Origin of the sequence: Propionispora sp. 2/2-37 (assembly GCF_001298735.1) — a bacterium.
Lineage (GTDB): Bacteria > Bacillota > Negativicutes > Propionisporales > Propionisporaceae > Propionispora.
The window spans coordinates 14,302-37,022 of sequence record NZ_CYSP01000002.1 but is presented as its reverse complement, the minus strand read 5'-3'; the positions used below and the strand labels follow the sequence as shown (position 1 = coordinate 37,022).

At 51.0% G+C, this 22,721-nt stretch carries 24 protein-coding genes; 23 read left to right on the top strand and 1 reads right to left on the bottom strand.

Features of this window, described 5'->3' with window-relative positions; translation table 11 throughout:
* The first annotated feature begins 11 nt into the window (after positions 1 to 11).
* From P22_RS01995 to manZ, 22 genes are all read left to right on the top strand, one after another.
* Positions 12 to 1,865, top strand: a complete 1,854-nt coding sequence (locus tag P22_RS01995) for a diol dehydratase reactivase subunit alpha (RefSeq protein WP_054258541.1) — start codon at positions 12 to 14, stop codon at positions 1,863 to 1,865.
* Complete coding sequence (locus tag P22_RS01990; protein WP_054258540.1) at positions 1,840 to 2,295, top strand: glycerol dehydratase reactivase beta/small subunit family protein; 456 nt, start codon at positions 1,840 to 1,842, stop codon at positions 2,293 to 2,295. The genes P22_RS01995 and P22_RS01990 overlap by 26 nt, the downstream gene beginning before the upstream one ends.
* Positions 2,296 to 2,299: 4 nt before the next feature.
* A complete protein-coding gene (locus P22_RS21430; RefSeq protein ID WP_054258539.1) occupies positions 2,300 to 2,893 on the top strand; it encodes a BMC domain-containing protein in 594 nt (197 codons plus the stop codon).
* A complete protein-coding gene (gene eutM / locus P22_RS01980; protein WP_054258538.1) occupies positions 2,890 to 3,168 on the top strand; it encodes an ethanolamine utilization microcompartment protein EutM in 279 nt (92 codons plus the stop codon). Before P22_RS21430 ends, eutM begins: the two co-directional genes overlap by 4 nt.
* Positions 3,169 to 3,203: 35 nt before the next feature.
* Positions 3,204 to 3,869 carry a phosphate propanoyltransferase gene (gene pduL / locus P22_RS01975; RefSeq protein ID WP_054258537.1) on the top strand — a complete coding sequence of 222 codons (666 nt, stop codon included), beginning with the start codon at positions 3,204 to 3,206 and terminating at the stop codon, positions 3,867 to 3,869.
* A 4-nt stretch (positions 3,870 to 3,873) separates the two neighbouring features.
* Positions 3,874 to 4,647: a flavoprotein gene (locus tag P22_RS01970; protein ID WP_054258536.1), complete on the top strand. Its 774-nt coding sequence runs from the start codon at positions 3,874 to 3,876 to the stop codon at positions 4,645 to 4,647.
* Positions 4,648 to 4,676: 29 nt separating this feature from the next.
* The gene (locus P22_RS01965) at positions 4,677 to 4,964 is read left to right on the top strand and encodes a EutN/CcmL family microcompartment protein (protein WP_054258535.1); all 288 of its coding nucleotides are present in this window, start codon (positions 4,677 to 4,679) and stop codon (positions 4,962 to 4,964) included.
* A 2-nt stretch (positions 4,965 to 4,966) separates the two neighbouring features.
* Positions 4,967 to 5,947 carry a cob(I)yrinic acid a,c-diamide adenosyltransferase gene (locus tag P22_RS01960; RefSeq protein WP_054258534.1) on the top strand — a complete coding sequence of 327 codons (981 nt, stop codon included), beginning with the start codon at positions 4,967 to 4,969 and terminating at the stop codon, positions 5,945 to 5,947.
* A 25-nt stretch (positions 5,948 to 5,972) separates the two neighbouring features.
* The gene (locus P22_RS01955; protein WP_054258533.1) at positions 5,973 to 7,412 is read left to right on the top strand and encodes an aldehyde dehydrogenase family protein; all 1,440 of its coding nucleotides are present in this window, start codon (positions 5,973 to 5,975) and stop codon (positions 7,410 to 7,412) included.
* An 85-nt stretch (positions 7,413 to 7,497) separates the two neighbouring features.
* Complete coding sequence (gene secG / locus P22_RS01950) at positions 7,498 to 7,725, top strand: preprotein translocase subunit SecG (RefSeq protein ID WP_054258532.1); 228 nt, start codon at positions 7,498 to 7,500, stop codon at positions 7,723 to 7,725.
* A 173-nt stretch (positions 7,726 to 7,898) separates the two neighbouring features.
* On the top strand, positions 7,899 to 8,636 hold the full coding sequence (locus tag P22_RS01945) for an alpha/beta hydrolase (protein WP_054258531.1): 738 nt from the start codon (positions 7,899 to 7,901) through the stop codon (positions 8,634 to 8,636).
* Positions 8,637 to 8,646: 10 nt separating this feature from the next.
* Complete coding sequence (locus tag P22_RS01940; RefSeq protein ID WP_054258792.1) at positions 8,647 to 9,054, top strand: PaaI family thioesterase; 408 nt, start codon at positions 8,647 to 8,649, stop codon at positions 9,052 to 9,054.
* Positions 9,055 to 9,057: 3 nt separating this feature from the next.
* Positions 9,058 to 11,346 (top strand): ribonuclease R, encoded by a 2,289-nt coding sequence (rnr, locus tag P22_RS01935; RefSeq protein ID WP_054258530.1) that lies wholly within the window; start codon positions 9,058 to 9,060, stop codon positions 11,344 to 11,346.
* 186 nt (positions 11,347 to 11,532) lie between these two features.
* A complete protein-coding gene (locus P22_RS01930; protein ID WP_054258529.1) occupies positions 11,533 to 12,303 on the top strand; it encodes a DeoR/GlpR family DNA-binding transcription regulator in 771 nt (256 codons plus the stop codon).
* Positions 12,304 to 12,305: 2 nt separating this feature from the next.
* The gene (gene pfkB, locus P22_RS01925; protein WP_054258528.1) at positions 12,306 to 13,250 is read left to right on the top strand and encodes a 1-phosphofructokinase; all 945 of its coding nucleotides are present in this window, start codon (positions 12,306 to 12,308) and stop codon (positions 13,248 to 13,250) included.
* A 29-nt stretch (positions 13,251 to 13,279) separates the two neighbouring features.
* Positions 13,280 to 13,735 (top strand): PTS sugar transporter subunit IIA, encoded by a 456-nt coding sequence (locus tag P22_RS21070; protein WP_054258527.1) that lies wholly within the window; start codon positions 13,280 to 13,282, stop codon positions 13,733 to 13,735.
* A 51-nt stretch (positions 13,736 to 13,786) separates the two neighbouring features.
* Positions 13,787 to 15,160 carry a fructose-specific PTS transporter subunit EIIC gene (locus P22_RS01915; RefSeq protein WP_054258526.1) on the top strand — a complete coding sequence of 458 codons (1,374 nt, stop codon included), beginning with the start codon at positions 13,787 to 13,789 and terminating at the stop codon, positions 15,158 to 15,160.
* A 209-nt stretch (positions 15,161 to 15,369) separates the two neighbouring features.
* Entirely contained in the window at positions 15,370 to 18,141 is a 2,772-nt protein-coding gene (locus P22_RS01910) for a sigma 54-interacting transcriptional regulator (RefSeq protein WP_235814529.1), read from the top strand.
* Positions 18,142 to 18,437: 296 nt separating this feature from the next.
* Positions 18,438 to 18,857: a PTS sugar transporter subunit IIA gene (locus P22_RS01905; RefSeq protein ID WP_054258525.1), complete on the top strand. Its 420-nt coding sequence runs from the start codon at positions 18,438 to 18,440 to the stop codon at positions 18,855 to 18,857.
* The gene (locus tag P22_RS01900; protein ID WP_054258524.1) at positions 18,857 to 19,348 is read left to right on the top strand and encodes a mannose/fructose/sorbose PTS transporter subunit IIB; all 492 of its coding nucleotides are present in this window, start codon (positions 18,857 to 18,859) and stop codon (positions 19,346 to 19,348) included. The genes P22_RS01905 and P22_RS01900 overlap by 1 nt, the downstream gene beginning before the upstream one ends.
* A gap of 41 nt (positions 19,349 to 19,389) precedes the next feature.
* Positions 19,390 to 20,160 (top strand): PTS mannose/fructose/sorbose transporter subunit IIC, encoded by a 771-nt coding sequence (locus tag P22_RS01895; protein ID WP_054258523.1) that lies wholly within the window; start codon positions 19,390 to 19,392, stop codon positions 20,158 to 20,160.
* A gap of 18 nt (positions 20,161 to 20,178) precedes the next feature.
* Positions 20,179 to 21,000, top strand: a complete 822-nt coding sequence (manZ, locus tag P22_RS01890) for a PTS mannose transporter subunit IID (RefSeq protein WP_054258522.1) — start codon at positions 20,179 to 20,181, stop codon at positions 20,998 to 21,000.
* A 70-nt stretch (positions 21,001 to 21,070) separates the two neighbouring features.
* Here manZ and P22_RS01885 read toward each other — a convergent pair whose 3' ends face one another.
* The gene (locus P22_RS01885; protein WP_054258521.1) at positions 21,071 to 21,628 is read right to left on the bottom strand and encodes a DNA-3-methyladenine glycosylase I; all 558 of its coding nucleotides are present in this window, start codon (positions 21,626 to 21,628) and stop codon (positions 21,071 to 21,073) included.
* Between the two features lie 247 nt (positions 21,629 to 21,875).
* Between P22_RS01885 and P22_RS01880 the strand changes: the two genes are divergently transcribed.
* Entirely contained in the window at positions 21,876 to 22,700 is an 825-nt protein-coding gene (locus P22_RS01880; protein ID WP_054258520.1) for a Cof-type HAD-IIB family hydrolase, read from the top strand.
* Positions 22,701 to 22,721 lie beyond the last annotated feature (21 nt).

Here is a 22,721-nt window from a genome sequence, read left to right as displayed (position 1 = left end):
GTGGAGCGCTTATGCCTATCTTAGCAGGTGTGGATATCGGAAACTCGACAACGGAGGTCTGCCTGGCCCGGACACATGACGGGCAGCGGATGGAGTTTCTTGCCGGCAGTATTGTTAAAACAAGCGGGATTAAGGGGACGGTTAATAATGTTCCGGGTATTATCGTTGCCCTGGAAACAGCGGTAAAACAGGCGGGAATTTCACTCCGGGATATAACGGAAATCCGTTTGAATGAAGCTACGCCGGTGATCGGCGATCTGGCTATGGAAACCATAACCGAGACTATCATTACCGAATCGACGATGATCGGGCACAACCCTTCCACGCCGGGCGGTATTGGGCTCGGGGTGGGAGTGACCACACTATTTTCGGAACTGCAGGGTACGCCCGCCGGCGCCAAAGTGATTGCCGTTGTACCGCGCGGCATCGACTTTGAAGACGCGGCGAAGGGTCTGAATGCCGCGCTGGAGCGCGGCGTGGATTTGCAGGGAGCCATTGTTTGTCAGGATGATGCGGTGCTGATTGTCAATCGTTTGCACAAGATCATCCCGGTGCTTGATGAAGTACTGCTGATTGACAAAATTCCCTTAGGGATGCTGACTGCCGTGGAAGTGGCCGAAGCCGGGCAGACCGTAAAAACACTGTCTAATCCTTATGGCATCGCCACGGTGTTTCAGTTATCCGCCGAGGAAACCAAACTGGTGGTGCCCATTGCCCGGGCGCTGATTGGCAACCGTTCGGCCGTTGTGGTCCGGACACCGCAGGGAGATGTCAAAGCCCGGACAATCCCGGCCGGTTTTGTCAGCATAGTTGGCCAGAAAGGACGCAGCGATGTGGATGTCGAGGCCGGTGCCACTAAAATTATGGAAGCGGTGGAGCGCGTTCAGCCGGTTGTCGACGTGCAGGGTGAGGCCGGGACCAACGTAAACGGCATGCTGGAGCGGGTCCGCCAGGTTATGGGCGAGCTTACCGGACAGCCGCTGAGCGAAATGAAGATTCAGGACATACTGGCGGTGGATACCTTCGTACCGCAGAAAGTACAGGGGGGATTGGCCGGGGAATTTGCCCTGGAAACGGCAGTGGCTCTGGCGGCTATGGTCAAGACCAGCCGTTTGCCCATGCAGCAGATTGCCGATGTATTGACCGAGAGGCTGCATGTCCGGGTTGTCATTGCCGGCGTGGAGGCGAATATGGCCATTCTGGGTGCACTGACGACACCGGGGACGGCTAAACCCCTGGCCATTCTGGATATGGGCGGGGGATCGACCGATGCGGCTACCGTCACCGGTGACAATCAGGTGTTTTCCATTCATTTGGCCGGTGCGGGGGATATGGTCACCATGTTGATTAACTCCGAACTGGGACTTAATGATTTTGACCTGGCGGAAGAAATCAAAAAGTATCCGCTGGCCAAAGTGGAAAGCTTGTATCATATCCGTCTGGAAGACGGCACGGTCAAGTTTTTTGAACAACATTTGGATCCGGAGGTTTTTGCCCGGGTGGTTATCTTGCGGGGGCAGGATATGATTCCGATCCCCACCAAGCATTCGCTGGATAAAATCCGCCATGTGCGGCGGGAAGCAAAAAAACGGGTATTTGTTACCAACGCCTTGCGTTCACTGGTCCGGGTGGCTCCTACCGGCAATATCCGCCACATGGAATTTGTCGTGCTGGTGGGCGGCTCGGCGCTTGATTTTGAAGTGGCCGATATGGTAAGCGATGCACTGGCGGAATACGGCATTGTCTGCGGACGCGGCAATATCCGCGGCACGGAAGGTCCACGGAATGCGGTGGCCACCGGTCTGGTGTTGTCGCATGCCGCCGGAAAGGTGGGAGGCTATGCAGGAACAAACCGACAGGAATAAGCCCCGTATCGTTATTGCCGTGCAGTCTCATTCCGGCTGGGAAACCAAAGTGCGGGAGATTGAGGCCGGTCTGGAGGAAGAAGGCGTTCCCTGGACTGTGCTGACTGTTTCCCAGCCAGGCACTATAGCGCAGACGGCTCATCAGGCCGCCGGTTTATCGCCTTTAGGCGTGGGTATCGGACTGGATGCCGGAAGTGTTTGCCTTCATTTTGCCAAGCTGCCCCCGGAGCAGCCGCTGTTTCTGACCAGCGGCGCCGGTGCCCCGGCAATTTGGCGGTATTATGGCTATAATGCCGCACGGTTGGTAAAAAACATACCCTTTAAAACAGAACCGGAGCCGGTTCCGGATCCGGGAGCGGAAATGACTCAGGTCGTCAGGCGCATTGTGCAAAAAGTAGTGGCAGAGATGGACAATAGACGGAGGGGGTGAAGACATGCGCCAGCAAGCATTAGGCATGATCGAAACAGTAGGGTTATCCACGGCGGTAACGGTGGCTGACGCCGCTGTAAAGGCTGCCAACGTGTCCCTGTTGGGTTATGAATTAAGCCGGGGCGGCGGCATGGTGCTGGTGAAAGTTGCCGGTGATGTGGGAGCCGTAAAAGCCGCTGTGGAAGCGGGAAAAGCAGCGGCGGCCGGGGTAGGGCAGGTATATGCCGTACAGGTGATACCCCGGCCGCACACGGAGATTGCTTCCCTGGTTTATAGCCGGGCAACTGTCGGGCTGCCCTCGTCTGCATCTTCCGGCAGCGGAAAAGAGCAACATGACGCCGGTGAAAGCAAGCCGGTAACGGATCCGCCGGAAAATTCCGCCGGGAAAGAGGTGCCGGAGACGGCCGAATCCGCCGGTTCTGCCGAAGCAGCAGTCGAGACGCGGGAGGCGGCGGGAGAGGAAAGCGCCGACGGAACACAGACACGCACTATTAGCTGCAATTTATGCGGCGATCCGGCCTGCCCGCGTAATAAGGGCGAGGCCAGGAACAATTGCCTGCATTATGGAAAAACGAGTGAGGAGAGTGAAGAAACATGAGTGGCGAAGCATTGGGTATGGTAGAAACAAAAGGATTGGTGGGGGCTATTGAAGCAGCGGATGCCATGGTGAAGGCTGCGAATGTGAGCTTGGTCGGCTATGAAAAAATCGGTTCCGGACTGGTCACCGTCATGGTAAGAGGCGATGTAGGGGCGGTAAAGGCCGCTACCGACACCGGCGCAGCAGCGGCCCAACGGGTTGGCGAATTAATTTCCGTACATGTCATTCCCCGGCCGCACAGCGATATTGAAAAAATTCTTCCTAAGCTGGGTTAGGACGGCAGGATTAGATTATGCTGACAGAATGAGGTGTGATGATGCAACAGCAGATGATTGCCCGGGTTGTGGAACAGGTCGTGGCCGCACTGGCTGAATATAAACGGCAGGAAGCCGGAAATTTGGCCATTCCGGTGGGGATATCCAGCCGCCATATCCACCTCTCTGCCGGGCATCTGGATAGTTTATTCGGCTGCGGACATACACTGACGCCCCAGAAGGAACTGTCTCAGACCGGACAATTTGCGGCAGCGGAGACCGTGACGTTAGTCGGCCCGAAGGGGGTCATTCGGGGAGTGCGGGTACTGGGGCCTGTGCGTAAGGCCACCCAGGTGGAAATATCCCGCAGTGACGGTTTCAGCTTAGGCATTACGCCTCCCCTGCGTGATTCGGGGGATGTCCAAAATTCGTCCGGGATTGTTGTGGTCGGTTCCTGCGGGGCCGTCACCCTGACCGAGGGCGTTATTTGCGCAGCCAGGCATATCCATATGCATACCGATGACGCTCGCCGGTTTGGCGTGAAGGACAATGACCGGGTAGCGGTGGAGATACGGGGGGAGCGGGGAGGCATTTACCATAATGTGCTGGTACGGGTCAGCCCTTCTTCCCGGCTGGAATTTCATATTGATACGGATGAAGCCAACGCTGTCGGATTAAAAAACAAAGACGAGGTCGTTTTGGTTCGGCATAAGGAGGCATAAAGGTGTGGAACGTGAACACATCATTGAAAGGGTTACCCGGGAGGTAATGAACCGTTTGCGGTCCCGGGACAGCGGCAATGGACAAAAAAAAGTACTTGCCCTGTTTACCGGAGGTTCTATCGGAATGGAAACAGGTCTGGAGGAAGTAAACAGACTTCAGGCCCTGGGAGCGGCAGTCACGGTTGTTTTGTCACCGGCGGCTGAAAAAATCATTGGCAGGGAAACGGTGCAGGCCGCGCTGGGAAGTGACATTCCGATTGTAACGGTTCAGGACCGGTATCCGGGCAAGGAGGTCAGAGAAGCGGCCGTGCTGGTGGTGCCGGTGCTGACGCAGAATACGGCCGCTAAAGTAGCCAATACCTTAGCCGATTCGCTGGCCTCCACCATGATTATGCAGCGGTTGATGACGGGAAAGCCGGTGATAGCGGCCTATAATGCGGCCGATCCCCGGGATGCGTCGCGGTGCAAACTGCAAATGGGGCAGCCGGCGCCTGCTCTTATGCAGGCGCTGCAGGCAAATTTAAAAAAACTGGAAAGCTATGGCGTGGTTCTGGTTCCGGTTGAAGGTCTGGCCAATGCCTGCCAGACGATCTGGGGAACCCGGCCGCAAGAATGCTTCTTGGCAGCCAAGAGTAAAAAAACGGTTATCGATGCGCCGGCGGTAAAGGCTGCTTTCCATAGCGGCTGCCGGCAGATCATGATTCCCGCTGCAGCCATTATCACTCCGCTGGCGCGTGATCTTGCCAGGGATTATGGCCTGGAGCTGGTTCGGAAATAACAGAGTATGTATAGAGGAGCGGTGCAGTCATGTGGGTGGGTACTGTAATCGGAACGCTGGTGGCTACACCAAAAGATCAGAGCCTTACCGGCAGTAAACTGCTGATTGTCCAGCCGGTTAGTTTTACCAAACACAAGGAATGCATACCGGTGGTCGCCGTGGACGCTATCGGTGCCGGTACCGGCGAGCAGGTACTGGTTGTCGGCGGAAGTTCGGCCAGGTATGTGGTGGGGAACCCGGAGGCTGCGGTTGATGCTGCCATTATCGGTATTATTGACACCATGGAAGTCAATCGAGATTTGCTTAAGGAGCCATGAGCATGAAGGTGTATACGAAAACCGGTGACGCCGGTCAAACCAGTCTGTTAAGCCGGCAACGGGTATGGAAGGACGATGTGCGGGTGGATGCCTACGGCACGGTTGACGAGGCTAATTCGGCTATGGGCCTGGCTAAATCGCTGCTTACTTGTGCCAAAACAGAAGCCATGCTGCAGCGCATTCAGGTTGAGCTCATTGACCTGAATGCCGATTTAGCCACTGATTTGCCGGAAAATGAAGCGGTTTACCGGATCAGCCAGACCCATGTGGCCAATCTGGAGCGCTGGATTGATGAACTGGAAAAGCAAAGAATTCCGCAGAAATATTTTGTAACGCCGGGCGGGTGTCCGGCCAGTGCGGCCCTTGACCTGGCCAGAACGATAGTCCGCCGCGCCGAACGCTGTACCGTCCGGCTGCATCGCAGCAAGGCGGTTCCGGAAATGGTAGCCTTGTATCTAAACCGGCTGTCTGATTTTTTATTCGTTCTGGCACGCTGTGTGGAACAGCAGGATTTGGTTGCAAAAGTTACGGCCGGCGTGCGCCGGGCTTTACAGGATAAACAAGCCGGCCGGGGCTGCCGGGCCGGCAGGGTGCTGGAACGGGCGAAGCGGATTATGGAGGCGGCTGAATATAAGGCCTTGGAGATTGGTGTACCTATGGTTATGAGTGTAGTGGATGAAGGGGGCAATCCGGTGGCTCAGCAGCGCATGGACGGATCACTGCTGGCCAGCATTGCCTTATCCTTAGATAAAGCCTATACGGCGGCCGCACTAAAAATGTCCACCGAGCAAGCCGCAGAATTGGCAGTGCCGGGAAAACCTTTGTATGGTTTACATACGGCGGCTGGCGGCCGGCTGATTGTATTTGGCGGCGGTGTGCCGATTCGGGAGAGCGGGATGGTGGTCGGCGGGTTTGGCGTAAGCGGCGGATTGGTGCAGGAAGACGTGCTGGTGGCAAAAGCCGGTCTGACGGCTCTCCAGTAACCGTGTAAAGGGGGAAACACAGGATATGATACAGGAACAGGAATTGATTGCTAAAATCACGGCGCAGGTCATTGCCCAAATGCAGCAGGGGCAGGCTGCCGCCGTACCGGAACATTATGGCGTATTTGATTCCATTGACGGAGCGGTTGCGGCGGCCAGAAAAGCGTATCAGAGCTTGCGGGCCTTGCCGCTGGAGAAGCGGGAGCAGCTGGTCGGGGCTATGCGCAAAACGGCTTATGATCATGCCGAGATTATGGCTGAGATGGCGGTAACCGAGTCCGGCATGGGCCGTTACAGCGACAAAGTTATCAAAAACCGGACGGCGGCGCTGAAAACACCGGGGACCGAAGATTTGAAAACACGGGCCTGGAGCGGAGACTGCGGGCTTACCCTGGTAGAGATGGGACCGTACGGGGTTATCGGCGCCATTACGCCGACTACCAATCCTACGGAAACCCTCATTTGCAACGGGATTGGCATGATTGCGGCCGGTAACGCCGTATTTTTCAGCCCCCACCCGACGGCAAAAAATACATCCATCTGGACCATTCAGTTATTAAATAAAGCCCTGGTGGAGGCCGGCGGCCCGCCTAATTTGCTGACAACGGTATATAATCCGTCGATTGCGGTTGCCAATGCCATGATGAAGCATCCCGATGTCAATATGCTGGTGGCAACCGGCGGCCCCGGTGTTGTGAAGGCCGTATTGTCTTCCGGCAAAAAGGCCATTGGTGCCGGGGCCGGCAATCCGCCGGCGGTTGTCGATGAGACCGCCGACCTGGAAAAGGCGGCAAAGGATATTGTGGCCGGTTGTTCTTTTGACAACAATCTGCCGTGCATTGCCGAAAAGGAAGTCATTGCCGTCGGTTCCATTGCCGACCGGCTGATGGACTACATGGTGCGCAACGGCGCTTACAAGATTACGCCGCAGCAGACGGCAGAGCTGGTTAATCTTCTGCTGACGGTCAAGGAAGAGAAGATGGCCGAGGGTTGTACGGCAAAAACCAAACGGACCTACGGTATTAATAAAGACTATGTCGGGAAATCGGCGCAATGCATTTTAAGCAAGATCGGAGTTACGGTTAAGGATGATATCCGTGTGATCCTTTGCGAAGCGGAGGCCGATCATCCGTTTGTCCTGGAAGAACTGATGATGCCGGTATTGCCGGTAGTACAGGTCAAGGATGTCGACGCCGCCATTGAACTGGCGGTCAGGGTGGAACACGGCAACCGGCATACGGCGGTGATGCATTCGAAAAATGTGGATCATTTAACCAGAATGGCCAGAGCCATTGACACCACGATTTTCGTTAAAAACGCACCGTCGTATGCCGGAATCGGTGTAGGCGGAGAAGGGTACTGCACTTTCACCATTGCCGGACCTACCGGGGAGGGACTGACTTCGCCGCGCAGCTTTACCCGGGCTAGACGCTGCGTGCTGGTTGACGGATTTTCCATTGTCTGATCCGGGATTGCCAAGGCTGTTTTGTTTGTGATACAATAAACAAAGCGGATTAGTGTGAAAATAGGCAAAGAGGTGCGTGAAGATAATGGTTACAGCGTTAATGATCATCGACGCAATAATTTCAATCGCTTTAATTATCACGGTTGTACTGCAGCCAGGCAAAAGCGCCGGTTTGTCCGGCTCCATCGCCGGGGGGGCGGATACCATATTTGGCGGCCGCCGAAAAGGGCTTGACGAACAATTAGCCAGACTGACCATGATACTGGGTGTTTTATTCGGTATCATTACCCTGGTTTTGGCCAGGATATCCTAACCGGGTAGACTTTTTATCAGTACATAACCTTGCCGGTGAACATCAGACGGGTTCCGTCTGATGTTTTTTTCTTTTAAGGCACTTCCGTAAAATGGTATAATAGTTAATAATCATACTGGAAAGCATAGGTATACCATTTTATTCGCTGTGCTATATATGGAGGGAATGCACCATTGATCATAAAGGGAGCTGAAGCGTTTCTCCTGCCGGGGGGAGAACACGGGGTACTGGTCATCCATGGGTTTACCGGGTCGCCGTCGGAGATGAAGCTGCTTGGCGAGCATCTGCAGACTGCCGGGTATACGGTATTAGGCCCCCGGCTATGCGGGCATGGAACCCGTGCGGAAGAGATGGAAAAAACGGAGTGGAATTTATGGTATGGATCGGTTTTGGACGGATATCACTTATTGCAGGGGATATGCCGGAAAATTTCAGTTGTGGGGTTGTCGATGGGCGGGCTGCTGGCTTTAAAACTGGCGGCCGAACAGTCGGTGCACAAAGTGGCGTCATTGTGTGCGCCGATCTATATTGCGGAAAAGAGACTGGATTTATTGCCGGTTTACCGGGCATTTCGTAAATATCATCCCAAGAAAAGGCGTAAGCTGCCCGGAATTGATCCCGTTTATTCCGTGGCTTATGACCGTACGCCGCTCAGAAGTTTAGCCAGCCTGCTGAAGCTGATTAAACATGTGGACGGCTTGCTGCCGCAAGTGACCGTACCGGCGCTGATCATGCAGGCCCGCAACGAGCATACCGTCAATCCGAAAAGCGCTCTTCATATTTATGAACGGATAGGCAGTCACAGTAAGGAACTGACCTGGCTGGACAAGTCGGGACATATCATTACGCTGGATGTGGAAAAAGAGCAGGTCTTTAAAAAAGTGGCCGGCTTTTTAGCAAAAGAGGGTTGAGGTGATAATAATGGAGGATTGCCGGAATAGCGAAGATAGCTGGTGCTTTGCCTGCGGGGAGAAGAATCCGATCGGCTTAAAAATGACCTTCCGGGAAGAGAAAGATACTTATATCAGTGAGTTTACTGCCGGAAGAGAACATCAAAGTTATAACGGTATACTGCATGGCGGGATCATCAGCACCTTACTGGATGAGACGATGGTTCGCTACTTGTACAGTAAAGGCCTAAATGCGGTAACCGCCAGACTGGAAGTGCGTTACCGCCAGCCGACGCCTATTGGTCAGGCGCTTACCATCAGCGGATGTATCGCCCGTAAGCGGGGCAACCTATATGAAATGACCGGAAAGATCACACTAACGGATGGAACCGTTACCGCCGAGGGGAAAGCTACTGTGGCGGTGATAGGAGAGAGGTAGCCAATGGACTTAAAAGAAAAAATTGTTGCCTTTATGCGGACAGAAGCCTATAAACCACTTACCGTGGAAGAACTGGCCGGTGAAATGGACCTTCAGGGGGAGGAGATGTCCGGTTTCTGGGAGGCCTTGCGGGAATTGGAGGAGGCGGCGCTGATTATCCGTACCCGTTATGGAAAGTACGGCGTGCCGGAACGTATGAATCTGGTGGTTGGCCGTTTATCGCTAAGCAGTAAAGGCTTTGGTTTTGTCGTCCCTGATGCTCCGGATGTTTCCGAACCCGGCAAGGATGTTTTTATTCCCCCCGGCGGTTTATTGACTGCCATGCACAATGACCGGGTGGTTGCCCGTCTTAACCACGGACAGCCTCAGGATGGGAAACGGCGGGAAGGGGAAATCATCCGCATCCTGGAACGGGCAAATAACCGCATTGTCGGTACGTTTGAAGCCAATCAAAGCTACGGCTTTTTGATACCCGATGACGGACGGGTTGCCCGTGATATTTTTATTGCCCGTAAGGACTTTGGCGAGGCTAAAAACGGCAATAAAGTTGTTGTGGAGATTATTAAATGGCCGGAGAAAAAGCGCAGCGCCGAAGGGAAAGTCGTCGAAGTACTCGGCAATAAGGGAGACAGCGGCATTGAAATTCTATCGATTATAAAAAGCCATAACCTGCCGACGGAGTTTCCGCCAGAGGTAGAAGAGGCCGCCCGGAAGGTACCGGCGGCTATCAGCGCCGAAGAAATTGACGGACGGCGCGATTTACGGCAGTTGCCCATCGTTACGATTGACGGTGAGGATGCCAAGGATCTGGATGACGGCGTCCATATCGAACGCCTGCCTAACGGAAGGTATCTGCTGGGAGTCCATATTGCCGATGTCAGCTACTATGTACGGGAAAATACGCCGCTTGACAGGGAGGCCCGGGAACGCGGCACCAGTGTCTATCTGGCCGACCGGGTACTGCCGATGCTTCCCCAGCGGCTGTCAAACGGTATCTGCAGCCTGAACGCCGGCGAGGACCGGCTGGCTATGACGGCACAAATGGAAATTGACGCGCGCGGGCAGGTAGTAAGTTATGATATTTTTCCCAGTGTCATACGGGTAAAAAGACGTTTATCCTATACCCTTGTCCGCCGAATTCTGGTCGACGAGGAACCGGCCTTATGTGAAGAATATCAGGAACTGCTGCCGGCCTTAAACGACATGCGGGAGTTGTGCCATATCTTAAGAAACAGGCGGCTGCGCCGGGGGGCTATTGATTTTGACTTCCCGGAAATTAAGGTAAAGCTGGACGAAAATGGGCGGCCTCTGGATATCCTTAAACGGGTGCGCACCCTGTCGGAATCCATTATTGAAGAATTTATGCTGGTAGCGAACGAAACGGTTGCCGAACATCTTTACCTCCGGCATATTCCCAGCCTGTACCGTATTCACGAAGAACCGGAAGAAGAAAAGATGGTCAAGCTGAACCGGCTCTTGCATAATTTCGGGCAAAGCCTGCGGAAACCCGATAAAATCACTCCCATGGCTTTGCAGAAAGTATTAAACCGTATTGCCGGACGGCCGGAGGAGCGCATTATCAGCACGGTTATGCTCCGGTCCCTTAAACAGGCCCGCTACGATGCCGTGCAGGCAAGCCATTTCGGACTGGCAGCCGAGTTTTATACCCATTTCACTTCCCCTATCCGGCGCTACCCGGATCTGATTGTTCATCGTATTTTGCGGGAAAGTTTTCTGGCCGGAGGCCGTATTACCGGCAAACGCAAAGAAAAACTGAATGCCGTCCTGCCGGAAATCGCCGCTCATTCTTCGGAGCGCGAACGGGCGGCAGCGGAAGCCGAGCGGGAGACCGTCGATCTAAAAAAAGTAGAATACATGGAACAATTTGTGGGGGACGAGTTTACCGGCATTATCAGCAGCGTCACGGCGTTTGGTATATTTGTCGAACTGGATAACGGGATTGAAGGGCTGGTCCATGTTTCCAGCATGGATGACGACTACTATCAATATCTGGAGGAACGGTATGCCCTGCTGGGCGAGCGGACCCGGAAGGTATACCAGATCGGCGATGTGGTTAAGGTCAAGCTGACCAAGGTGAATACCGAAGGGCGGACCATTGATTTTGCTTTGGCGGAATTGTCGCATCAAAAGAAACTGGAAAGGAAACGGCCTGACAAGGATAAGGAGTCGAGGGGCCGGACCAGGAAAAACGAAAAACCCAAGGGTTATGCCCGGAATAAAAAACGAAAAAAAGCAATGCCCGCTATGAAACGAAAAGCAAAAGACAGATAAGTGTAAGCAGCTTCTGTGTGCATCAGGCAGGAGCTGCTTGTTTATGCCCGGGTTATTTTGCAAAAAGTAAGAAAATTTCGTTAAAATGCTCAATTGCTATTGACTTGTCGGCTTCTAATCTATATAATAAACACAAATAAGCAAAAACGTTCATAAACGATCATTAGGGAGTAGGAGTTAGATAGCATGTTTGCAGAAGAACGTAAGGCTGCTATTGTACAACGGATACAGTCAGGCAGACCAGTTAAAGTCGGGGAGTTAAGCAAACAGTTTTCCGTGTCGGAATCGACCATCCGGCGCGATCTGCAGGAATTGGAAGATTCCGGTCTGATCCAACGAACCCACGGAGGTGCGATTTCGACGCGGGCCGGTTTGGAGCTTAGTTTCACGGAAAAAGAAATACGCAGCTTGGATGCAAAGCGTGATATTGCTCAAGCGGCTGCCGCCATGGTACAAGATGGTGAAGCGCTGCTGCTTGATTCCGGAACAACGACGCTGCAAATCGCTAAAGCGCTGCGTGGCAGACCGGTCGTTGTAGCTACTAATAGTATGGACATCGCTCAGGTATTTACCGATGATCCGGTCGTTGAAGTCTGGGTTTTAGGTGGTACCTATCGGAAAACAACACATTCTCTGGTAGGTTTTATCACCAATACCAGCCTGCAGAATCTTCATTTTGACAAGGTGTTTTTAGGGGCCAACGGAGTCAGTACCGAGACCGGGGTCACTACCCCGTTTTTAACGGAAGCAGAAACGAAACGCCACCTTTTGAAAGCAGGAACCGAGGTGGTCCTGGTTGTTGACAGCACGAAAATAGGGATAAAAGGCCTATGCCGGATTTGTCAGTTAGAAGAAGTGGATGTATTACTCACCGATCATGGAGCGGACCCGGAGGAACTTGCTGCGATAGGCGAGCAAGTGCGTACAATGGTCGTTCCCACAGGAAAGGAGAAATAAGCATGAGTACAAGAGTACTAACCGTTACACTAAATGCGGCAGTAGATCACACATTATATTTTCCGAGTTTCCAGGTGGGCCAGCTTAACCGGGTGGAAAATAACCGGCTGGATCCGGCGGGTAAGGGAGTCAATGTGGCTAAGGTTATTAAAGCGCTGGGGCAGGAAGTGGCGGTAACCGGGTTTTTAGGAAAAGATAATCTGGTTCCGTTTACAAATTATTTTGCCGCTGCCGGCATTATTGATCATTTTATTAAAGTTGATGGGTCCACCCGGGTAAACATGAAAATTGTTGATGAATCCACGGCAGAGGTGACAGAAATCAATTTTCCCGGAGTAACCTGCCAGGCGAAGGATTTGGCGGCATTAGAGCTGGAGATCCGGTTACTTGCACAACAGGGTGGTTTATTTGTATTCTCCGGCAGTCTGCCCAAGGGAGTACCTGACGATATTTACGGCCGCTATATCAATCTGCTGCATACTTTTGGCTGCAAAGTGTTTTTGGATTCCAGCGGAAAAGCGTTGGAGGAGGGAATTAAAGGCAGGCCGTATGCGGTTAAACCGAATATTAATGAGCTGAGTCAGATGGTTGGCCGTTCTCTGGACAGCGTGGACCAGGTCCGGCAGGTGGCGGACGAACTGCTGGCCGGAGGGATTGAGCAGGTTACGGTTTCCTTAGGCGCGCGGGGGGCTATGATCGTCAGCAAAGCAGGAAGTTGGCTGGCTGAGCCGCCGGATGTCGAGGTAAAAAGCACAGTGGGGGCAGGTGATGCCATGGTGGCTGGGCTGGTTCTTGGCGAAGCGCAGAGTTTGCCGCTGGAACGACGCATTCGCCTGGCAACAGCAACAGCGGTAGCCTCGGTCATGCTGCCGGGGACCCAGGCCTGCACCATGAGCGATGTGGAGCACATCATGTCCCTGGTTAAAATCACGGAAGTAAAGAGATAATACTGATAAGCAGAATAGGAGGAATCTATATGAAAATAACAGAGCTCTTAGCACCGGAATGTATTGTATTAGGATTGGAAGCGGCCAGTAAAGAAGAAGTATGGCAGGCTTTAACGGATAAATTGAAAGCTGCCGGTGCGGTAAGTGATGTCCGGCAGTATTTAGCCGATATTGCGGCACGGGAAAGCCATGGCACGACCGGGGTGGGCTTTGGCGTAGCCATTCCCCATGCCAAATCAGCGGCGGTGGTTACGCCGGCCTTGGCCATGGCCCGGCTGGCAACCGGTGTGGACGTTGCCTCGTTAGACGGTTCAAAGGCCGACTTGTTTTTCATGATCGCTTCACCAATCAACGGAGGGGATCTCCATCTTCACGCCTTGGCCAAACTGGCCCGTATGCTGATGCATAGTGCCTTCTTAACCGCACTGCGGTCGGCAGGAAATGCCAAGCAAATTTTGGAGGTGATTGCCGAACGGGAAGTATAGAACGAGACCGGTTGCTATTTTACAATATTGATTATGGGGAGGAAGAATACCATGAGTAAAATTGTTGCGGTTACGGCTTGCCCTACCGGTATTGCCCATACTTTTATGGCTGCGGAGGGATTGTCACAGGCTGCCAAGGAAATGGGACACAGCATTAAAGTGGAAACGGCAGGGTCGGTCGGAGTAGAAAATGGATTGACTGCGGAAGAGATCAGGGATGCTGATGTGGTTATCATTGCGGCGGATACTAATATTGCTACGGAGCGCTTTGCCGGTAAGCGGCTATATACGACATCGACCGCAGCCGCCATTAAAAGCGGCAAAGAAGTGATCGAAACCGCTCTGCAGACGGCAAAAATTCCGGGGAACTACCTGGACCAGGTCGCCGATAGCAAGAAGGAGCAAGCTAAACAGAGGACCGGCCCGTATAAGCATCTTATGACCGGTGTGTCCTATATGCTGCCTTTAGTCGTTGCCGGCGGTTTGTTAATTGCCCTGTCCTTTGTTTTTGGTATTGAAGCCTTTAAACAACAAGGTACGCTTGCGGCGGCACTAATGGATATCGGCGGGGGGGCCGCCTTTGCGTTAATGGTTCCCGTGCTGGCCGGATTTATTTCTTATTCCATCGCCGACCGTCCGGGGCTTGCTCCGGGGTTGATCGGCGGGATGCTGGCATCAAAACTGGGCGCAGGTTTTTTAGGCGGAATTATTGCCGGATTTATTGCCGGTTACGTTGCCGAATTCTTAAAAAAATCCATCCAACTGCCGAAAACGCTGGAAGGTTTAAAACCCGTTCTTATTATTCCCTTGTTTGCCAGTGCGATAGTTGGATTGTTAATGGTCTATGTTGTCGGCACGCCGATGAAGGCGATTATGGACACTTTGACTGCGGGACTGCAGGGGATGGGATCGACCAATGCGGCCTTGCTGGGACTGGTGCTTGGGGCGATGATGGCTTTTGATATGGGCGGTCCGGTCAATAAAGCGGCTTATACTTTCGGGGTTGGGCTTTTGGGCAGCAATGTGTTTGAACCTATGGCCGCCATCATGGCGGCGGGCATGGTACCTCCTTTAAGTCTGGCTTTGGCCACGTATCTGGCTAAAGATAAATATACGGTGGAAGAAAGAGAAGCCGGCAAAGCGGCCGCTGTTTTAGGAATTTCCTTTATTACGGAAGGTGCTATTCCCTTTGCCGCGGCCGATCCCTTTAAGGTTATCCCTTCCATTATGGCCGGCTCGGCGGTTACGGGAGCTCTTTCCATGATGTTTGGCTGTACCTTACGCGCACCGCACGGCGGTATCTTCGTATTACCCATTCCCAATGCCGTGGGCAATCTGGCTATGTACGTTGTGGCGATTGCCGCCGGGACGGTGGTAAGTGCCCTTTTGGTAAATATGTTAAAATCCAGAAAAACAAATAAATAGGGAAATAAATTCTTAAATATGAGGCAAACAGAAGCCAAGCACACGCCGTGCTTGGCTTCTGCTGTAGCTGGAATTTTATTGAGAGTGTATCGAAACAGAGAAACAGAAGATAGGCTGCCGGCAACTTTTTGATACACTATGTTGGTATGATTTTTGCTATTAAAAATGTTGAGATATTTTTCAATCAATATTTGGCAGGGGAGAAGGTAATGAATATGAAAAGAATGGAGAGAATTTACCTTTATGTCAAAGAGAATACGCGGCGGTTGTCGGCGGAGGAAATTCTGAGCGGTAAAAGTTTTGAAACAAACACCATTTCGGATGAACTAAAGATTCTGAGGAATAACGTGAGCAAAGAACTAAATGAATTGTTCCGGCTGGATAAAATTATAAAAATCAAGGGCCGTCCGGTACGTTTTTTAGATAAGGAAGGTGTCCAGGAAAAACTGAATATTTCCCTTAAAGAACAATGCATTGAAATTGACAGCATCAAAGAACTACTCGATAATCTGGACAATAATGATCCGTTTGACTATCTTATTGGCGCGGACAAAAGTTTGAAAAATCAGGTTGAGCAAGCCAAAGCAGCTATTGTTTATCCGCCGGACGGGCTGCATACTTTGATTTTGGGAAATACCGGCGTAGGCAAAACCCTGTTTGCCAGGATCATGTACAACTATGGTAAATTTGTCAAACGATTTTCAGATAAGTCCCCTTTCATTATTTTTAACTGTGCCGACTACTATAGTAATCCGCAGCTCTTGCTGTCCCATATTTTCGGTTATGTAAAAGGGGCTTTCACCGGTGCCGAACAGGATAGGGAGGGACTGGTCGAAAAAGCGCACGGCGGTATCCTGTTTTTGGACGAAATTCACCGTCTTCCGCCGGAGGGGCAGGAAATGCTGTTTTATTTTATGGATACAGGCACGTATAACAAACTGGGGGAAACCGAGCGCAAAAGAAGTGCAAGCATTTTGATCATCGGTGCTACCACAGAAGATCCCAGTTCCTATATGCTGAAAACCTTTATCCGGCGGATACCCGTCATTATCCGTATCCCGTCCTTGCAGGAAAGGACGGTTGCCGAGAAGATTGATATCATAAAGTATCTATTTGCCAACGAGGCACACCGTGTGAACAGACCAATCAAAATATCGCCTGAAGTGGTGAAGGCACTGATTGGAAGCGGTTCCTACGGGAATATCGGACAGTTAAAATCAAATATCCAGCTGACTTGTGCCAAGGGATTCCTTGGCAGTATCAATAGCAGCAACAACGATTGTATTGAACTGGATTTCCGCATGCTTTCCACGGATATCAAGGACGGGCTGTTTGCGATTGGCAGAAATCATAAGGAATTTGAAGAATTGGGCAATTTACTGGAGGCGCCGCTGCGTATCAGCCCGGACGGTTACAAAATGTTTCTGGAAGATTCCGGTGATCCCGCTTTCAATTTATACACTCTCATCGAAGACAAAGTAAGCCTGTTAAAGCAGGAAGGGCTGGATGACAACTATATTGATAAGTTCATTACCACCGATGTGCATATTAGTATTAAAAGGCTGTATAACCGCTTTATCCGGGATAACCGGGAACGGATTTTAAAGGTTATCGACAGAGAAATACTGGAGTTTGCGGAGAGGATGAAGGAACTGGCGGAGCAGCACCTTAACCGCAAGTACAGCGAGCGCTTTACGTATGCCTTAAGCTTCCATCTAAGCGCATTTTTTAAGAGAATGAAAGAGAAGAAATATAATCATGCCGTTTACAATGACCATTCCATTCAAATTCAGGACGAACTGGAAGTGGCACTGCAAATAAAAAACCGGATCAGCCAAACCTTTCAGGTGGACGTTCCGGCAGCCGAAGTTACCTATATTGCCATTCTCTTAAAGTCGGTTGAGGAGGAACGGCAGGGCCAGGTGGGTATTGTTGTAGCCGCTCATGGCGGTGGAACGGCCAGCAGCATGGTGGATGTTGTTCAGAAACTTTTGGGCGATTCCCTCCTGTGTGCTGTTGATATGCCGCTTGATGTAAGTCCGAAAGAAATCCTGGAAGTCATTATTGACAAGGTCAAAATCATGGATAAAGGCAAGGGCGTGCTGCTTTTGGTGGATATGGGCTCCTTGTTCAAATTTGAAGCGACCATTATTGAACGGACAGGCATCCAGGTGAAGACGCTGGATATGGTTTCCACCCCGCTCGTACTGGAAGCGGTTAGGAAATCCAAGGTGTTTGACATGGAGCTGGAGGATATATACGCTTCGCTGCAGGAGTTCCGGGGTTATAATAACGAGTTTTACAGCAGAACCAACGCCATGGAAAAAGTGATTGTTACGGTATGCGCTTCCGGCAGCGGCACCGCCGTTAAGCTGCAGGAATTTGTCGAAGATATTCTGCCGGAAATTACCCGGGAGGCTATCCGTGTGGTTACCTTAGGGGTTAGGGAACTGGATAAGGGGATTAAAGAATTGCAGAAAAAACAGGAAGTATTTGCTGTTATTGGTATAAAGCGGCCTAAAGCATCCGTTCCGTTTATTCCCCTGGAGCAGCTTTTGGACGGCAGGGGAGAACAGGTCTTACGGCAAATGGTGGCGGGACGGAAATTTACGGTATTGCCGCCTAAGCCAAGTGTTATTGTTAAAGATGTATGTACGAAAAACCTGCAGCAATATCTTACCTTTTTGAATCCGCCCAAAATCATGGGGATGCTGCTGGAGTTCGTCACTAAGCTGGAAACGGAATTGGATACCGAATTTGAAAATACGAAAAAAATCAGGATCATTATGCACCTGGGCTGTGCACTGGAACGAATGGTTGTCCGGGACGGGCTGAAATACGTGGAGGACAGTACCCGTATTAGCCCAGGTCTTTTCCGGATTGTGGATCATGCCTGCCAGAGTATCGAAAAAGCGCTTAGGATAGGCATAACCCAAGATGAAAAATATTATATTTGCGAATTATTGCAAATCGAAGGATAAAACAGAAGCCGTTACGTGTTTATTGTATTAACAAAGAATAATTTTAGACGTGTAGTGTATCAAAATCTGCCGGTTTGTATCAAAATAAACCGGATTTCCGGTGCGGATGGTATTACTATTCATTCTGATCCGCTTGTGCCTGCCGCAAAAAAATTCTTCCCTTGCTCCATAGCAAGTATTCTGCAAAGTTAAACCAGGAATTTCGACAGCTTTTGTTAGGAAAATTCTTAACAGGTGTTAATACGCTAGTTGGCATGGATTTTGCTTATTTAAAAGGGCGAGGGGAGGTGAGAAGAGTGATCGGTTTAATCGTGTGCACTCACGGCAAGTTTTCAGAAGAGTTGGTGAGGGCATCGGAAATGATGTTCGGGGCACAGGAAAATTTGCGGTATTTAACCTTTGAGCCGGGTGAAAGTGCAGAAAACCTTGTAGAGAAGTATAAAGCTTCGATAGCTAGTCTGACGGAAAAAGAAGAAGTCCTGTTTTTGGTTGATTTATTCGGAGGCAGTCCGTATAATGCGGCTAGCCGCATAGCCGTAGAAAATCAAAATATGGATGTGGTATCGGGAGTCAATTTGCCAATGCTTTTGGAAATTTACGGATCAAGAAGCTGTTCCGGTTTGGCTGAATTAGTGGATATTGCAGTTGGCGCAGGAAGCAGTGCGATAAAATCGTTTAAAGCAAATTATGAAATCAATGTGGGAGAGGATTTATAATGCAGATTTGTTTAGCCCGAGTGGATGACAGGTTAATTCACGGACAGGTGGCGACAACCTGGGTAAAAGCTGTCGGCTGCAATAAAATTATTGCCTGCAGCGATGAAGTTGCCGCCGATGCATTGCGAAAAACATTGGTACTGCAGGTGGCTCCGCCGGGCATTAAAGCCTATGTTCTGCCGATTGCCAAGGCCATAGAAGCCTATAAAAATCCCAAATACAGCGACTTTAAGACCCTGTTCCTGTTCACCAATCCTACCGATGTATTAAGAATGGTGGAAGGCGGCGTGGATATTAAATCGGTTAATGTCGGCGGAATGAACTACCGGGAGGGAAAAGTGCTGATTACCGGGGCGGTAGCGGTAGGAAAAGAAGATGTAGAAGCGTTTAGAAAGCTTCATGCCAGAGGGATCGAGCTGGAACTGAGAAAAGTGGCGGCCGATACCCGGGAAGATGTCATGAAAAAAATTGAGGGACTGTTTACGGAGTAGGATACTGGCCTGGCGGGATTAATAAATATGGGGGGATTTACATGAGTGAAGTTCAAATGATTTTGCTGATCATTGTTGCCGCCTATGCGGGCATGGAAAGCGTAGTGGATGAAGGGCAGGGACACAGACCGTTAATTGCGTGTACATTGGTCGGGCTTGTGTTAGGGGATCTTAAAACCGGAATTATTTTAGGCGGTACTTTAGAATTGATGGCATTGGGCTGGATGAATGTCGGCGCTTCCATGGCCCCCGATTCGGCTCTTGCCAGCGTTATCGCATCCATACTGGTCATTGTCGGCAAGCAGTCCATTGGTGCCGGAATCGCGGTTGCTATACCCATCGCGGCAGCCGGCCAGGTGCTTACCATCTTTGTCAGGTCAATCACGACTTTTTTCCAGCATCTTGCGGATAAATATGCCGCCGAAGGCAATCTAAGGGGCATTGAAATGTGCCATTTTCTGGCCTGGATGCTGCAGGCCATCCGGGTTGCCGTTCCCACCGCTTTAGTGGCGGCCGTAGCGGGTACCCATACAGTTGACGCCTTACTGGCTTCCATACCGGAAGTCATTACCCGTGGCTTGCAGATTGCCGGTGGATTTATCGTAGTTGTCGGGTATGCCATGGTCATCAACATGATGGAAGCAAAACACCTGATGCCGTTCTTTTTCTTAGGTTTTGTTTTTGCCGCCTTTACCGGCCTTAACCTTGTCGGGTTCGGTATAGTGGGAACTGTGCTTGCCTTGCTTTATACGCAATTGCATCCCAAATATCATCAGACAAACAATACGGTCGACGAATTAGATCAACTTTAAAAAGGAGGTACAGAGACGATGACGGAAAAGAAAATAACTAAAGGTGACTTATTTAATATGTTTATCCGTTCCAATTTTCTTTTGGCCTCTTTCAATTTTGAAAGAATGCAGTCTATGGGTTTCTGCGTGTCGCTGATTCCCATCATCAAAAGATTGTACGACGGTGAAGAAAGAAAAGCGGCACTGAAACGGCATTTGGAATTTTTCAATACCCAGCCTTTCGTTGCCAATGCGGTTATGGGGATTACGGCGGCAATGGAGGAAAAAAGGGCCAACGGTGCACCGATCGATGATGGGACCCTAAACGGCGTAAAAATCGGCTTAATGGGACCGCTGGCCGGTGTCGGCGACCCCATCTTCTGGGGGACACTGCGCCCGGTCACTGCTGCGTTAGGTGCTTCGCTGGCACTGGGCGGCAGTATCTTAGGGCCGCTGCTATTTTTCGTTACCTTCAACATACTGCGTTTGGCCACCAAATGGTACAGCATCCAATACGGATATGAAAAGGGAACGGATGTTGTTTCCGATATGTCGGGCAACCGCCTGCAAAAGATTACCGAAGGTGCCTCCATCCTGGGGTTGTTTGTCATGGGGTCGCTTGTTTCCAAATGGACCAGCATTAACGTTCCCCTGGTTGTCTCCACCGTTACCGGGCCGGACGGCAAAACCGTTGTAACTACCGTACAGGGAATCCTGGATCAGTTAATGCCCGGGTTATTGCCATTATTGCTGACATTTGCCTGCATGTATTTACTAAAACGGAAAGTCAATGCGATTGTTATTATTTTTGGGTTATTTGCCGTCGGCATTCTGGGTTATGCAGCCGGCATATTGAAATAAACCTGTTATTATACCCCGTACTGTTTATGGTACGGGGTTATTATGTGTAAAGGGAACTATTCTTGTCCGGTTATTTGCTATGTAAAAAACAATCGGCGGTATGATCGTTGACCATACCGGTTGCTTGCATGAAGGCATAACAAATGGTGGAACCCACAAACTTGAACCCCCGTTTGCGCAGTGCCTTGCTCATCGCATCGGATTCCGGGGTTGCTGCCGGGACTTCGGAGATGTGCTGCCAATGGTTGATTTTGGGCTGGCCGCCGACAAACTGCCAGATAAACTGGCTGAAACTGCCGTATTCCTCCTGCACGGCCAAAAACTGTTTGGCATTTTGGATGGCTGCCTGGATTTTCAGGCGATTCCGGATGATGCCCGGATTGGTCATAAGCCTTTCCAGGTCGGCCTCATCATATTGGGCTATGTTATATGCTTCGAAATGGTCGAAAGCTTCCCGGAAATTTTCCCGCTTGCGCAAAACGGTAATCCAGCTCAGTCCGGCCTGCATGCCTTCCAGAATCAGCATTTCAAATAGTTTGCGGTCATCATAGCAGGGCTGACCCCATTCTTCATCATGATAGCGAATATATAAGGCTTCCTGAGTCACCCAGGCGCAGCGTGTAAGCATTATTGACCTCCTAGTGTAAGGCAGTGCTCTTGTTCTGCAGGTTTGTCCACTGCCGGTATGCGGATTGGTTTGGCTCCATTATATCATGCTGGCGGTGATCAGACAAAAGCAAAACACCATAACACCGCCCGGTTGCTGCGGGACCGGAAGCGGCACTGTGCAATTTGAGCCCCGGCTGGCATTAGTACTTCTGGTACTGGCAGGAACTTTTACCATATAGGGCAAATATAAAAGAATGAGACATTCGATGAGGAAGGACAAGAAAGCCGTCATGGAAAAAAAGATCGTGTTTTTTGATATTGATGGAACCATGCTGAATCTGCCGGCAGGCATGTATGAGCCCTTGCACAGTACTTGCGAGGCTGTGCGGTTGTTACAGGAGAAAGGGCACTATGCGGTGGTTGCCTCTGCCCGGGGGAGGCTGCCGGCATCGTTGGAGAAACTTAATTTTGACGGTTTCATCGGCTGCAATGGCAACTTTATAACCTTTCGGCAGGAAATCTTATATGACAATTACTTTAAAGCCGAGCATATTGCCTTTTTATTGCGGCTTTTCCGGGAATATGATGCGCCGTTTAATTTCAACGGCAGCCTGGGCATCTGGTCAAGTCCGGCAGAGCATCCTGTGCTGCAGTGTCATAGGGAGTTGTTCGGAGCGGCTTTAACAGCCGGTGAAGAATGGCTATTTTCCTGGCAGCCGGAGGAGATCCATTCCGGGATGGTTACTGCCATGTTTGCGACCGAACAACAGCTGACAGCCTGCAAGGATTGTCTGCCCCAAGATTGGCTGGTAGACGTGTACACAACGGAAAACATCCGTATGGATATTCATCTGCCCGGACATACCAAAGGCAAAGGCGTCCGTTTTTTGCATGAAAAACTGGGTATTGATTTTGCCGACACCTTTGCCTTCGGCGATGCCTGCAATGATCTCGAAATGATGCGGCAGGTAAAATACGGCATCGCGATGGGCAATGCCACCGAAGAACTGAAAGCCGCTGCCTTTGCGGTAACGGATGATGTGGACAAAGATGGGATTTATAAGGCGCTGAAACTGTATAAGGTAATCTGAGAATGTTCAGGGGAAGAGTTA